At 69.5% G+C, this 13,083-nt stretch carries 14 protein-coding genes; 7 read left to right on the plus strand and 7 right to left on the minus strand.

The genetic code is table 11. From position 1 onward, the window contains the following. Window positions 1–21: 21 nt before the first annotated feature. Window positions 22–498 (plus strand): DUF6228 family protein, encoded by a 477-nt coding sequence (locus tag ACQPYZ_RS05330; protein ID WP_433165824.1) that lies wholly within the window; start codon window positions 22–24, stop codon window positions 496–498. Here ACQPYZ_RS05330 and ACQPYZ_RS05335 read toward each other — a convergent pair. The 4 genes from ACQPYZ_RS05335 to ACQPYZ_RS05350 form a co-directional block, all read right to left on the minus strand. Then, window positions 495–1,805, minus strand: a complete 1,311-nt coding sequence (locus tag ACQPYZ_RS05335) for an MFS transporter (protein WP_433165826.1) — start codon at window positions 1,803–1,805, stop codon at window positions 495–497. The two genes, ACQPYZ_RS05330 and ACQPYZ_RS05335, sit on opposite strands and share 4 nt — an antisense overlap. 159 nt (window positions 1,806–1,964) lie before the next feature. Continuing rightward, window positions 1,965–2,288 (minus strand): DMT family transporter, encoded by a 324-nt coding sequence (locus tag ACQPYZ_RS05340; protein ID WP_433165828.1) that lies wholly within the window; start codon window positions 2,286–2,288, stop codon window positions 1,965–1,967. Further along, a complete protein-coding gene (locus ACQPYZ_RS05345; protein WP_433165830.1) occupies window positions 2,285–2,623 on the minus strand; it encodes a DMT family transporter in 339 nt (112 codons plus the stop codon). The genes ACQPYZ_RS05340 and ACQPYZ_RS05345 overlap by 4 nt, the downstream gene beginning before the upstream one ends. Next, a complete protein-coding gene (locus tag ACQPYZ_RS05350) occupies window positions 2,620–3,156 on the minus strand; it encodes a TetR/AcrR family transcriptional regulator (protein WP_433165832.1) in 537 nt (178 codons plus the stop codon). The genes ACQPYZ_RS05345 and ACQPYZ_RS05350 overlap by 4 nt, the downstream gene beginning before the upstream one ends. Before the next feature lie 56 nt (window positions 3,157–3,212). Here ACQPYZ_RS05350 and ACQPYZ_RS05355 point away from each other — a divergent pair, with 56 nt between their 5' ends. From ACQPYZ_RS05355 to ACQPYZ_RS05365, 3 genes are all read left to right on the plus strand, one after another. Then, window positions 3,213–3,734: a gamma carbonic anhydrase family protein gene (locus tag ACQPYZ_RS05355; RefSeq protein WP_433165834.1), complete on the plus strand. Its 522-nt coding sequence runs from the start codon at window positions 3,213–3,215 to the stop codon at window positions 3,732–3,734. Window positions 3,735–3,912: 178 nt separating this feature from the next. After that, window positions 3,913–5,046: an MFS transporter gene (locus ACQPYZ_RS05360; RefSeq protein WP_433165837.1), complete on the plus strand. Its 1,134-nt coding sequence runs from the start codon at window positions 3,913–3,915 to the stop codon at window positions 5,044–5,046. A gap of 78 nt (window positions 5,047–5,124) precedes the next feature. Continuing rightward, window positions 5,125–5,487: a cupin domain-containing protein gene (locus ACQPYZ_RS05365; RefSeq protein WP_433165839.1), complete on the plus strand. Its 363-nt coding sequence runs from the start codon at window positions 5,125–5,127 to the stop codon at window positions 5,485–5,487. Here ACQPYZ_RS05365 and ACQPYZ_RS05370 read toward each other — a convergent pair whose 3' ends face one another. Both ACQPYZ_RS05370 and ACQPYZ_RS05375 read right to left on the minus strand, forming a co-directional pair. Further along, window positions 5,488–6,336 (minus strand): MalY/PatB family protein, encoded by an 849-nt coding sequence (locus ACQPYZ_RS05370; protein WP_433165841.1) that lies wholly within the window; start codon window positions 6,334–6,336, stop codon window positions 5,488–5,490. Window positions 6,337–6,611: 275 nt separating this feature from the next. Next, window positions 6,612–7,223, minus strand: coding sequence for a TetR/AcrR family transcriptional regulator (locus ACQPYZ_RS05375; RefSeq protein WP_433165843.1), 612 nt, complete (start codon window positions 7,221–7,223; stop codon window positions 6,612–6,614). 100 nt (window positions 7,224–7,323) lie between these two features. Here ACQPYZ_RS05375 and ACQPYZ_RS05380 point away from each other — a divergent pair, with 100 nt between their 5' ends. From ACQPYZ_RS05380 to ACQPYZ_RS05390, 3 genes are all read left to right on the plus strand, one after another. Beyond that, a complete protein-coding gene (locus ACQPYZ_RS05380) occupies window positions 7,324–8,739 on the plus strand; it encodes an MFS transporter (protein ID WP_433165845.1) in 1,416 nt (471 codons plus the stop codon). Continuing rightward, window positions 8,726–9,193, plus strand: a complete 468-nt coding sequence (locus tag ACQPYZ_RS05385) for an N-acetyltransferase family protein (RefSeq protein WP_433165847.1) — start codon at window positions 8,726–8,728, stop codon at window positions 9,191–9,193. The genes ACQPYZ_RS05380 and ACQPYZ_RS05385 overlap by 14 nt, the downstream gene beginning before the upstream one ends. An 88-nt stretch (window positions 9,194–9,281) precedes the next feature. After that, window positions 9,282–9,941, plus strand: coding sequence for a DUF998 domain-containing protein (locus ACQPYZ_RS05390; RefSeq protein ID WP_433165849.1), 660 nt, complete (start codon window positions 9,282–9,284; stop codon window positions 9,939–9,941). A 113-nt stretch (window positions 9,942–10,054) separates the two neighbouring features. Here ACQPYZ_RS05390 and ACQPYZ_RS05395 read toward each other — a convergent pair whose 3' ends face one another. Then, window positions 10,055–13,078 carry a ricin-type beta-trefoil lectin domain protein gene (locus ACQPYZ_RS05395; protein WP_433165851.1) on the minus strand — a complete coding sequence of 1,008 codons (3,024 nt, stop codon included), beginning with the start codon at window positions 13,076–13,078 and terminating at the stop codon, window positions 10,055–10,057. Between the last annotated feature and the right edge of the window lie 5 nt (window positions 13,079–13,083).

The following is a 13,083-nucleotide window of genomic DNA, read 5'->3' on the forward strand; positions in this document are numbered from 1 at the left end:
TCGGCCGGTGATCGTGTGGGCATGACGGTGGTGGTGATCGGAAGCGGGGACGAGTACTTGCGGTTGACGGCGGTGGAATGGCCGGGGGAGCCGGAGACACCGCGGTTGTTCCTGCAAGCTGAGCTTCGGGTGCCAGGGGAGAGCCCGGTGGAAGGTGTCTCCGCGGCACGAGTGGTGATTCCGCATGCGGGGGATGTGGAGACGCTGGTCGGCTTCTTCGACGAGGTCGCCGAGCGATGGCGGGACCTCGAGCCGGATGAACGGCCTGTCTGGCGGTCGTTCCTGCGGGAGGTGGAGGTCGAGGCGCGGCGGGTTCGGCCCGCTGGATCGCCTCAGCACCGCGGACCGGACTATGTGGCGCTCCTGGTGACCCTGCGGGATGTACGAGCGTGGGAGTCGGCTCGGTGGATCGTGACCGCGACGCTGTCCGTCCAGCCTGCCGGCCAGCTGCATGACATCGCGACGGATGTCCATGCGCTGGCCGGGGCGTTGGGTTAGGCGGGGACCAGTTCCGGGGTTGCTGTCACGGCGGCGTATTCGTGGGTGAGGCGGCGGTAGGTGGTGGTGAGGAAGGCGAGGAGTACGACGATCAGCATGATCGTGCTGCCGATGACGAAGGTGAGGGCCAGACCGCGGGAGTGGCCTTCGCCGAGGAGCCAGGTGAGGGTGGGGTTGGCGCCGCCGGAGTTCATGTAGGGGACGGCGAGGAACTGGGCGATCGGGCCGATGGCGAAGGCGGCGATCGGGGTCGAGGCGGACTCGATGCTGTGCGCGAAGCCGAAGATGCGGCCCTGGGTCTCGAACGGGACGACCCGCTGCAGGATCGTCTGCTCGGCGGCCTCCGCGAACGGCACCACCAGCATGAAGCCGAGCATCCCGAGCACCAGCAGGGACTGCCATTCGCGGATCGCGATGGTCAGGCCGATCACGGCGATCGCGACGTTCGCCAGCAGCAGGATCCGCAGCGGCGAGCGGCCCAAGCCGAAGCGGGCGACGATCGCGCCGCCGGCGATGAAGCCGATGCTGGTGACGCCGAGGACGATGCCCCACGACTGGACCGAGAACAGGTTCAGCCCGTACGGGTCCAGCAGCGTCATGAACACCCCCATGATCAGGTTGTTGAAGGTGCTGAACAGCACGAGCGGCACCAGGCCAGGTACGCCGCGCATCGTCTGCCACGAACCCCGCAGGTCCAGGTGGTGCTGCCGGCCCACCCGGTGCGGCCGCTCCTCGTCGATCCGGATCGCGACCAGCAGGTGCCCGAGGACGACGACCGTGAGTACGACGGCGATCGCGACCGTACCGCCCATGCCGAGGAAGCCGACCGACAGCCCGCTCAGCACACTCGTCACCAGGTGCGCCAAACCGTTGACAGTGCCGACCATGCCGTTGGCCTTGTCGCGCCGGTCCGCCGGGATCAGCAGCGTGACCGTCGTGGACAACGCGATGCTCCGCAGGGTGCCCGCCAGGCTGCCGACGAGCACGAGTCCGGCGAACACCCAGAACCACGGCCGGTTCCAGTCGGTCACCGGCACCGCGAGGTACACCAGGCCGGCCGCGCTGAACGCGACGCCGGTCACCGAGCTCGAGATCACCATCGCGGTCTTCTTGCGGTTGGCGTCGACGATCGCGCCGAAGACGGCACCGCAGAGCGCCCCGGCCAGCATCGAGCTACCGGACACGATCGAGGCGATCAGCACCGACTCGGTCACCAGGTAGACCCAGAACGCGAGCCCCCAGGACAGGAACGTGGTGGTGATGTTCGCGACGAGCGTGTTGACCAGCAACCGCTTGAAGGTGCTCATTGGTGACTCCAGGTGTCGTTTCCGGGCTCTCACCAGTACGTCGGACCGACCCCGCGAGATTTGACACCCTCAGCGACACGAATTTCTGACCCCTGGCCCAGGACCCTGGGTCCGTGGCTCGGGACCTGGGGCCCGGGACCCGGGAGCTCGGCCTGGAGGTCAGTGAGCCGCGCCGAGCTCGACCAGGAGGACACCGGCGGCGATCAGGGCGATGCCGGCGGCCATCGAGCGGGTCAGTGGCTCCTTGAAGATGGCTCGGGCGAGCGTCGCCGTGAGCGCGATCCCGGTAGCCGCCCAGATCCCGTACGCCACGCCGAGTGGCATGCCGTGATCGAGGGACAGGCTGAGCAGACCGAACGAGACGACGTACCCAGCCACGATCGCGGCGATCCAGGGTCGCTTGCGCATCCCGTCGGACGCACGCAGGGACATCGTCGCGCCGGCTTCGGCCAGGATCGCGGCGACCAGGAACACCCAGCTCATCGCTCGACCTCCTGGGCTTTCTGCGCGCCGAACTCGACGGTGAGGACCCCGGCGATGATCATCATCATCCCCAACCCCATCACCGCCGTGAGTGGCTCGTCGTACAGCACGGTCGACAGAAGCGCCGTCAGGGTGACGCCACTGGCGCCCCAGATGCCGTAGGCGACCCCGATCGTCATCCCCAGCCGCAGACACATCGCGACGAGCACGAAGGCCGACAGGTAGCCGGTCGCGACGACGGCGTACCAACCGGGTTGCCCGAGGGCGGCCTTCAGCGCCAAGGTGGCCGCGACCTCGGCGACGATCGCGGCGGCCAGCACGAACCACTTCCTCATCGGGTCAGCTCCAGTAGTTGATCGACGATCCGCGCGCGGTCGGCTCTGGCCGGCGCGAGAACTCCGGTGGCTTCGGCCACCCAGAGTCCGTCGGCGGCGAAGTGCGCAGCCCGCAGCCGTGCGCGCTGGGCCGCGTCCGGTACGTCGTCGAGGGTCAGCCAGCGACTCATCGTCGTCTCCCACGGACCCGAGAGGGCCGGATTGGCCAGGCACTCCGCGTAGATCGCCAGATCCGCCCGGGTGAGGCGGCCGGCGGCGACCACCTCGATGTAGGCCCGGATCCGCTCGGCGGCCGTGGCTTGATCGAGCGGCTTGCCGAGCTTCGCGATCATCGCCTCCTCGACGCGGTGGACGACGTACTCCCCGACGGCGATGACGAGGTCGTCCCGGGTGGGGAAGTGGTACAGCACGCCACCCTTGGTGACGCCGGCCTCCCGCGCGGTCGCGTCGAAGGTGATCTCCACCGATCCCTCGTCGCGCCCGGCCAGCCGGAAGGCCGCATCCAGGATGGCGATCTTTGAACTGGGTCGCATGCCGTAACTGTACCAGACGGTCGGTATAGAAATGACATGCCTGGATAAGGTGCGCTATGCCCTTGTTCTCGTTCGAAGGTAAGAGTCCGGTCGTGCACCCGGACGCCTGGATCGCGCCGACCGCGACGCTGGTGGGAGACGTCGTCGTCGAGGAGGGCGTGTCGATCTGGTACGGCGTCGTCGTCCGCGCCGACCTGGGCCGGATCACGATCCGGGCCGGGGCGAACATCCAGGACAACAGCGTCATCCACGTCGGCAGCAACGGGTGCGAGATCGGGCCGAACGCGACCGTCGGCCATCAGTGCCTGGTGCACGACTGCATGATCGGCGAACAGGCCCTGGTCGGGAACGGCGCGATCGTGCTCGACGGCGCGGTCGTGGGCGCGCGCAGCCTGGTCGCGGCCGGCTCGACGGTGACGCCGGGTGCGGAGATCCCGACCGAGTCGGTCGCCATGGGCAGCCCGGCGAAGAAGATCGTCCCGCTCGAGGGCGTCGCCAAACTCTTCGTCGACCACAACGCCGCCGTCTACCACGATCTGGCCCGCCGGCACGCGGAGTCGGTCGAACAGGTCGGCTGACGCAGCGGGTCCCCGTGGTGGGCTTTGCGAGTGCCCGCCACGAGGACTCCGCTGGTGTGGGGCTGTCTGCTTAACCCGACAGTCTTCAGGTACCCACCACGGCTCCAGGAATTCGTGCCACCAGTGCCACCTGTCGTTACAGGATGTGAGCAGTCAGACGCCGTCTAGGGTGGGTCGGGTGCTCAGGACACTCGTCGGATTCGGTGCGTTCGGCCTGTTCTGGGGTGCGTGGGGCGCGACCCTGCCGGCGGTCCGGACGAGCTCCGGCGTCGGCGACGGTGAGTTGGGGATCGCCCTCCTCATGGTTGGTCTCGGCGCGTTGGCGTCGATGCGGTTCACCGGCTACCTGATCGACCGGTACGGCGGCGTCGTACTGCCGGTCGTAGTCGTGCTGTTCGGCGCCAGCGGCGTACTGCCCGCTCTGGCCGACTCGGTCGTCACGCTCAGCGCGGCGCTCCTCCTACTCGGCGCAACGTCAGGCGCGACCGATGTCGCGATCAACGCGACCGGATCACACGCGGAGGCGGTCACCGGGCGGCCGCTGATGAACCTTGCCCACGGCATCTTCTCCGTCGCGGTCGTGGTCGCCAGCCTCGGTACGGCGGCCCTGCGCACGGCCGGCGCGGACGCGTTGCCGGTGCTCGGTGGGGTCGGTGTCGTCATCGTCATCGCAGGTGTCGTCGTCCTCGCGCCTGGTGCCCGGGAGAACCTCCGGGGATCCACGGAGCCGAAACCCAAACGACGGCTGGAGCCCGTGCTTCTGATCTTCGGCGGGCTCTGTGCGCTCGCGTACGTCGTCGAGAACGCCTGGCAGAGCTGGAGCGCCGTACACCTCGACACCTCGCTCGGTGCAGCACCCGGCCTGGCCTCCAGCGTGCCCGCGGTCTTCGCCGCCGCAGCCGCGACCGGACGGATCGCCGGTAACGCACTGCTCCGGCGACTGCGCCCGGTAAACCTCCTGGTCGCCGGCGGGGCCGTGGCCGCCGCCGGCTCGATCACGGCCGCCGTCGCCGGATCCGCGTGGTTGGCTCTGATCGGGATCGGCGTCGCCGGCCTGGGTACGTCGGTGTGCGCGCCGACCATCATCGGCATGGCCGGCGCCTGGGCCGGTCCGGAGCGGCGGGCCGGTGCCATCTCGACCGTGACCACGCTCGCGTACCTCGGCTTCCTGCTCGGTCCAGCCGCGGTCGGCGCCGCGTCGTCGGTCTGGTCGTTGCCGGTCGCGCTCGCCGGCGTCGCCGTACTCGCGTTGGTCGTCGCGGCCCTCGGGCCGGTCGCCGCCCGGCAGGTCGAGCGCGAACCCGCCCGGTGACCCTTCGGTCCTGGTCAATGCGTTAGCGACCGACCCGATCGCGCATTACGGTGGGCGGGAACTGAGGGGAGAGCTGTGATGACCGAGATCGCGAACACCGGTGCGGTGGTGGTGAACCGGGCCGACGGGCGGGACGACGGCGAGGACTGGACCGAGAACTACGAGCTGCTGCCGGGTGGAGCGGGGGTCTCGCTGATCCTGGAGTCCACCACCAAGGAGGGCGTCGGCCCGCGGCTGCACCTGCACCCGTACGCCGAGACGTTCATCATCCGGCGTGGTTCGGCCACGTTCACCGTCGGCACCGAGCAGGTCGTCGGCCGGGCCGGGCAGATCCTGGTCGTCCCGGCGGAGACGCCGCACAAGTTCTCGACCGGCCCGGGTGGTTACGAGGCCGTCCACATCCACGCGAACCCGACGTTCGAGACGACCTGGCTGGAGTAGTCAGTCCAGGCTCGACCGCAGGCGGGAGACGAGTTCCTCGAGCAACTTGGGTCCGGTGCCGAAGTTGAGCCGGACGAACCCCGCGGCCGCCGGGTCGTAGTCGGTGCCCGGAGCGAGTGCGACCTTCGCGCGGCGGAGGAAGTACTCACTCGGCTCCTCGGCCAGCCCGAGTCCGCGACAGTCGAGCCAGGCCAGGTACGTCGCCTGCGGCGGGGTCCAGGTGATCCCGTCGGGCAGGTTGTCCCGCAGGTAAGCACGGTTGTCGTCGAGCTGCCGCAGTACGTCGTCCAGCCAGTCGTCGCACTGCGAGAACGCGACCTCGGCCGCGAGTACGCCGAGGAGTCCGGCCTGCTCGGCGGTGTACGGCAGCCGCCGTACGACGTCCTGCGCGCGGTCGGACGCGGTCACGACCTGCGCCGCCTTCAACCCGGCGAGGTTGAACGCCTTCGACGCCGAGATCAGCGAGATCCCGCGCTCACGTGCGGCGTCGGACACCTCCAGCCACGGCACGTGCGTCGCACCCGGTAGCACGAGCGACGCGTGGATCTCGTCCGCCAGCACCCAGGCGTCGTACGACGCACACAGCTCGGCGATCCGCTCGAGCTCGTCGCGCGGCAGCACCCGGCCGCTCGGATTGTGCGGGTTGGTGAGCACGAGCACGCGCAGGCCGTCGCGCAGCTCGGCCTCGAGCCGCTCGAGGTCGAACGAGCCGTCCGGTCGCAGCGGGATCAGCACGGTCCGCAGCCCCGCCCGCGGGAACTGCTGGATGAAGGGCGGGTACGCCGCGGTCGCGAAGGCCACCGAGCCGCCGGGCGCGAGGGCCAGGCACAGCTCGATCAGCCCGGCCATGACATTGGGGGACCAGAGTGATCCGCTCCGGATCGACGGTCCAGCCGAGCCGCCGCGCCGCGAACCCGGTGAACGCCTCCTTCAACGCCTCCGGCACCTCGAACGCGTAGCCGAGATCGCTGCGGTCGATCGCGTCGTGCAGCACTCGGGCGATCGGCTCGGCCAGGTCGAAGTCCAGCTCTGCCACGGTCGAAGCGATCACGCCCGGCGGGTGGCCCGACCACTTCTCGCTGCGTCGTGTCTGGAGCTCGGACAGCTCGGCGACGTTCACCATGTCATCGCTGTACCCCAGGCACTCGGTCTCCAGGCGGCGTGAAAGCGGCAAGAACCGTCGCGGTGATGTAGGCGGCCGCCTTGTCGGTGGTGAGCCGGCCGGCGTTGATCTTCTCGGCCGCGCCGTGCATGACGCTGTGCATCGCGCCGACCAGCCAGGACGTCGGCAGGTCGGTCCGGAACACACCTTCCGTCCGGCCGCGCTCGATCAGCCGCTCGACCCGCTCCATCGGATCGGCGTGCAGCTCGCGGATGCGGCCGGGGGGCAGGGCGTCCTGCGCGGCGATCAGCAGGGCCCGGAACCGGTCGACCAGATGCCAGCTCGACTCGATCAGCCGGGTCAACGCCGCCCGCGGGTCGCCGGTCAGGTCGACCTGACCGAGCGCCTGCTCACCGCCCTCGATCGCCTGCACGAACACCGCGTCGACCAGCTCGGTCCGGGACGGGAAGTGACCGTAGAGCGTGACCCGGCCGACGCCGGCCGCCTTCGCGATCTCGCTGGTGCTCGCGGCCGGATCCCGGCTCAGGCACTCGGTGGCCGCGTCCACGATCGCGGCGATGTTGCGCTGCGCGTCGGCCCGCTTGGTCGTCGTTCCCGCTGTCTTCGCCGGCATCCACACCTCCCTTGTCGAACACCACTGTACGAGTTATGGTAGCCGAAATAACTCGAACAATGGTGTTCGAGATAACTGGCAGAGTGAGGAGGGCCCGGAGATGTCCGGACCACACCTGGAAGAACCTGAGGCCACCGCGGCCGACCCGCGCCGGTGGCGGATGCTTGGACTGCTCGCCGTCGCGCAGTTCATGCTGATCCTCGATGTCACCGTGGTCGCGATCGCGCTGCCGCACATCGGCACCGACCTGGGGCTCGAGCGGGAGACGCTGACCTGGGTGGTCAGCGCGTACACACTGATGTTCGGCGGGCTGATGCTGCTCGGCGGGCGGGCGTCCGACCTGCTCGGGTCGCGCAAGGTCGTGCTGGCCGGCCTGGCGGTGTTCACGGTGGCCTCGCTGGTCACCGGCCTGGCAACCAGCGCCGAGTTGCTGATCGGCGGCCGGATCGCCCAGGGGGTCGGCGCCGCGATGCTGTCACCGGCCGCGCTCTCGACGGTGACCAAGACCTTCGACGGTGACGAGCGGAACAAGGCGCTCGGCATCTGGTCCGCGATCGGGGGCGGCGGCTCGGCGATCGGCGTACTGCTCGGTGGGCTACTGACCGCCGGGCCGGGCTGGCAGTGGGTGTTCTACGTGAACGTGCCGATCGGCGTGCTCGTGTTCGCGCTCCTGCTGAAGTTGCTGCCGGCCGATCGTCCGGCGGAGAGCCAGGGCCGGCTCGACGTACCGGGCGCGATCCTGGTGACCGCCGGCACCGGTACGGCGATCTACGCGCTCATCAACGCCGGCGACCGCGGCTGGTTGTCCGCGGCAACGCTCGGCATGCTGGCCGGCGCGGTCGTGCTGTACGCCGCCTTCGCCTGGCTGCAGAAGGTGGTCCGCTCGCCGTTGATGGACCTGCGGATTCTGACCCGCCGCCCGGTCGCGGCCGGCACGTTCCTGATCCTGGTCGCGACCGCGCTGATGATCGCGGTCTTCTTCCTCGGCTCGTTCTACCTCCAGCACTACCAGGGGTACGGCGCGCTGCGGACCGGACTGCTGTTCCTGCCGATCGCCGTACTGACGATCATCGGCGCGCAGGTGTCCGGTCAGGTGATCGGCAAGGTCGGCGCCCGTCCGGTGGCGATGATCGGGCTGACGATCGCGGCGCTGGGGATCGCTGTGCCTGCCATCTGGGAAGGTGCTGCCATGGTTGTGATCGGGACGAGCTTCGGCGCCGGCGGGATCGGTGCCGCCTTCGTCGCGGCGTCGACCACGACGTTCGCGCAGATCGACTACCGCGAGGCCGGGCTGGCGTCCGGGATCCTGAGCACGTTCCACGAGTTCGGCGCGTCGATCGGGGTCGCGGTCGTGTCGAGTATCGCGGCGGCCAGCCTGGCCGGGACGGTCAGCTCGGGCTTCAGTCGCGGATTCGCCTTCGCCGCCATCACCGCGGCCGTGGCGGCCGTGCTCGCGCTGTTCGTCGTACCGGTCGCCAAGCCTTCGACAGGAGCAGAAGCCCATGCCGCACACTGAGATCCGCCGGGCGGTTCCCGCGGACGCCGAGCTCGTCCGGACCATGCTGGTCGAGCTCGCCGACTACCAGGGCCAGGCGCGGGACGTCACCGCCACGGTCGAGGACTGGCAGGGTTTCCTCGGCCGCGAGGACGTGATCGTCCTGATCGCCGAGGTCGACGGCCGACCGGCCGGTTACGTCTCGTCGCTCCGCCGGCCCTACCTGTGGGTCGGCGGCGACCAACTCGCCCTCGACGACCTCTACCTCCGCGAGGAGTTCCGCTCCGCCGGCATCGGCCGCCTGCTCATGCTCGCCCTGGCCCGCCACGCCCTCCAGGACCGCCTGACCATCGCCTGGGGCCTCCGCCTGGAGAACGAAGCCGGCTACCGCTTCTACGACCGCCTCGGCGCTACCCTCCGCACCAAAACAGCCGCCAGCTGGTCCCCGGAAACCTACGAAAAGCTGCTCTCGTAGAGACTTCTGGGGAGGGGTGTCGAAAACGGGTGGGGTCGGTCGACGCAGGGGTGACGAACAGTTCAGACCACCTGGAAGGACCCCGGCCATGACCGCGAACGACCTGACGATTTCGGCCCCCACCCGTGTTTCGACCCGTGCGCTGCTGACCGGTGGGGTCGTGGCCGGGCCGCTGTACGTGGCGGTCTGGCTGGGGCAGGCCTTCACCCGGGAGGCGTTCGACATCACCCGGCACCCGGCGAGCCTGCTGGCCAACGGCGGTCCGGGCTGGATCCAGACCGCGAACTTCGTGATCGCCGGCCTGCTGTCGATCGGGGCCGCCATCGGCCTCCGCCGTACCCTGACCGGCCGGGGGAGCACCTGGGCGCCGCGGCTGCTCGGCGCGTACGGCGTCGGCCTGCTGCTCGCCGCGCTCTTCCCGGCCGACCCGGCCGCCGGCTTCCCCGCCGGTACGCCGGCCGACTACGCCGAAATCAGCGCCCGCGGCATGGGTCACTTCGTGGCCGGCACCGTCGGCTTCACCGGCCTGATCGCCGCCTGCCTCGTGGTCGCCGCGCACTACCGCAGCATCGGCCGGACCGCCTTCGCCCGCTACTCCGCCGCCACCGGCATCCTGTTCTTCGGCGCCTTCGCCGGCCTCTCCGCCGGCGCCGGCTCCCGCCCCACCATCATCGCCTTCGGCGCAGCCGTCCTCCTCGGCTGGACCTGGATCGCCGCAGTCTGCGCCGACCAGCGCCGCAACGCCTGAGATCGGAACAAATCGACAGGAGGTGTGCGGTGCTGAGTAGTGCACCTGAGCGTGGACCGTCCAGGGTGTACGGCGTCTCAACCGCGCACTACCTGTCGATTTGCAGACGCAACCTAGGGCAGCACCCATTTCTGGTTGAGCGCGGTGTGGCAGGTGTAGAGGATCAGGCGCGTCCCGTTAGCGCTCGAGCCTCCAGTCGCGTCGAGGCACTGGCCGGAATGCGCGTTCAGCAGCGTGCCGTTGGTCCGGGGAACCCATTGCTGGCCTGGGCTGCCGTCGCAGGTCCACAGCACGACCGGCGTGCGGATCGCCGTACTGCGGGCGTCCAGGCACTTCCCGAGTGACCGCAGCGTGCCGTCGTCGGACGGGGTCCACTGCTGGTTCGGATTCGTGTGGCAGGTGTATAGCGTAGTCGGCGTACCGTCGGCCGAGCTTGCCTTGTAGATGTCGATGCACTTGCCGGCGATCCCGGTGACGTTGCCGGTGTCCTGGAACACGCCGAGCTCCCACAGCGAGTAGTAGCTGCCGGCCACACCGCGCGCGGTCGCGTTGACCCGCACGTACCTCGCGTACTCGGAAGTGAACTGCAGACTGTCGGTCCCACCGTCCCCGGTCGTCGTCGCGTACACGGTCTTCCACGTCCGTCCACTGCCGGACACCTGCACCTGGTACGCCTTGCCGTAGTGGGATCCGAGCCAGTTGAGCAGCACCCGGTTCACCAGCCGGACCGAGCCGAGGTCTACCCGGATCCACTGCGGGTCGGTCCGGGCACTCGACCAGGCCGTCGCCATCGAGCCGTCCACCGCCTTCGGCCCCTCGCGGCCCGCGGTGTAGACGCTGGAGATCGCGACCGGCCGGTTCCGCGCCAGGTTCCGCTTCGGGACGTACGTCGCCGTGTACGTCGTCGGCGTGGCCGGTGCGGTGAAGTTGTGGTTTCGCGCACCGCCGTCGGACCAGGACGCGAACCGGTACAGGTTGTTGGCGGACTGCTGCAGCACGTCGGCCGACAGCGAGCCGTTCGACCCGACGATCGCCGTACTCGTGCTGGGCGTGGTCACGTTCTTCGAGAAGTAGGTGACCTTCATCCCGGCCGGCTGGGTCGCGAACGTCAGCCCGACCGTCTTCGGGTCGAGCCGCACACTCTTGACGTCGGTCAGCCCGGCGTTGTCCTTCGCGGTCAGCCGGAGCTCGAGGTACGACGGATACTCGTGATCCGGCGCGGTGAACGTCCCGCTGGTGCCGGTCATCGTGGTGATCTGGTGCGCGTGGCAGTCGCTCGGACAGTGGTGCATGATCAGCGCCCACGTCAGCGAGGCTCCGGGCAGCGTGCCCTGGTCGGGATCGGTTCCCGTGCCGGCAAAGGTGATGCTGTCGCCGACCTTCCACGTCGTCGCCGGGGTGGGCGCGGTGATGGTCGCGGTCGGTGGACCGTTGGCGACGTCGATCTCGGTCGACGCCGTACCGGTCCCGCCGTGGCCGTCCGTCACTCGGAGCCTGGCGGTGACGAGGCGGCTGCCGGCGTACGTGTACTGGACGGTGGCCGCGTTCGAGTCGTCGTACTGGCCGTCGCCGTCCAGGTCCCACGCGTAGCTCAGCGGATCGTCGTCGGCGTCGTTGGACGCCGTTCCGTCGAAGGTCACGGTCAACGGGCTCGGCCCGGTCCGCGGGTCGGCGTCGATGATCGCGGTCGGCGGGTTGTTCGTGCCGTTGTAGACGTAGCGCAGTACCCGGCCGTTGTCGTAGTCGACCGCGAAGATGTCGCCGCCCGGGCCGGTCTGCAGCCTGGTCGTGCCGTAGCCGGACGCGAAGGTGACGAGCTCGGACGCGCTCGGCAGGCCGTTGCCACCGGGCAGCATCGCCCAGATGCACTTGCGGCTGTAGTCGGCGAAGAAGAGCGCGCCGTCGTACTCCGATGGGTAGTTGCCCTCCTCGTAGAAGGACATCCCGGTGAGCGACGAGCTGCCGGTGCCACAGCGCTCACCGGCGACGACCTTCTCCGAGTGCTTGTAGGCGTAGTACGGCGACGTGACCGCGGTCGGACCGGCGGCGTACAGGTTCTCGCAGATGCTGAGGTCGTTCGTGTCGTACCCGCTCTGCTTGGCGTTGCCCTCGTAGCAGGGCCAGCCGAAGTTCGTCACGCCCGCGGTCGGGCTGACGATCCGGTTGATCTCCTCTGCCGCGCTCCAGCCGACGTCGCCCACCCAGAGCTCGTTGGTGCCGGGCCGGAAGTCGAAGCGCATCGGGTTGCGCAGGCCGTGCGCCACGATCCTCCGGGCGTTGAGGTCCGGGCTGCTCAGCAGCGGGTTGCCGGCCGCGGCCAAACCGGTGTCCGGGTTCAGCCGGATGATCGAACCGTCGAGGGTGGTGGGGTCGTCCGGTGTCCGCAGATCCTGGGCGCGCAACGCGCCGCCCTCAGCCGTCGGCGGAGCGAGTGCGGTGCCGGTCGGCGCCGGCGGGTCGCCGCAGGGGTTGTCCGGGGTGAGGTCCGACGACGGGAAGCCGTCCTGGCCGTAGTCGGCGTAGTTGAAGCTGGCGCCGTCGCCACCGCCCGCGTACAGCATGCCGTCCGGTCCGAACTCGATCGAGCCGATCGAGTGACTCGGGAACACCTGGCACCAGTCCTCGACCAGGACCTGTTCCGCGACCGCCGTACCACTGGGAGTGAGGGAGGACAGGCGCGCACTGACCTGACAGCCGTCGCCGGTCGGTCCGGGCGGTGACGGGCAGGGATCGCTGGTGCTGTTCGGGGCGCCCCACTTGGGCGCGGTGCCCCCGATCAGGGCGTCGTACGTGTAGAGCACGTAGACGCGCGGGTCGCTGGGGAAGTCCGGGTGGAGGGCGAGGCCGAGCAGGCCGCGGTCCCAGTAGTTGTGGACCTTCGTACGGAGGTCGGCGAACACGCTCGGTGTGGTGTCGTCGAGCGAGTCGAACACCTTGACCAGGCCGCTCTTCTCGGCGACGAACACCCTTCCGTCCGCGGCGAACGCGACGTTCGTCGGATTCGTCAGCCCGGTGAACACGACCTGTTCACTGAAACCGTTCGGCACGACCGCAGCCTGTGCCGGCCCGGTCGCGAGCAACGGCGCGAGCAGCAGTACGCACAGCACGGCCAGCAGTTTCTTGGCGGAATACGGCATGGTGC

It is taken from the genome of Kribbella sp. CA-247076 (assembly GCF_050942445.1).
Classification (GTDB): domain Bacteria; phylum Actinomycetota; class Actinomycetes; order Propionibacteriales; family Kribbellaceae; genus Kribbella.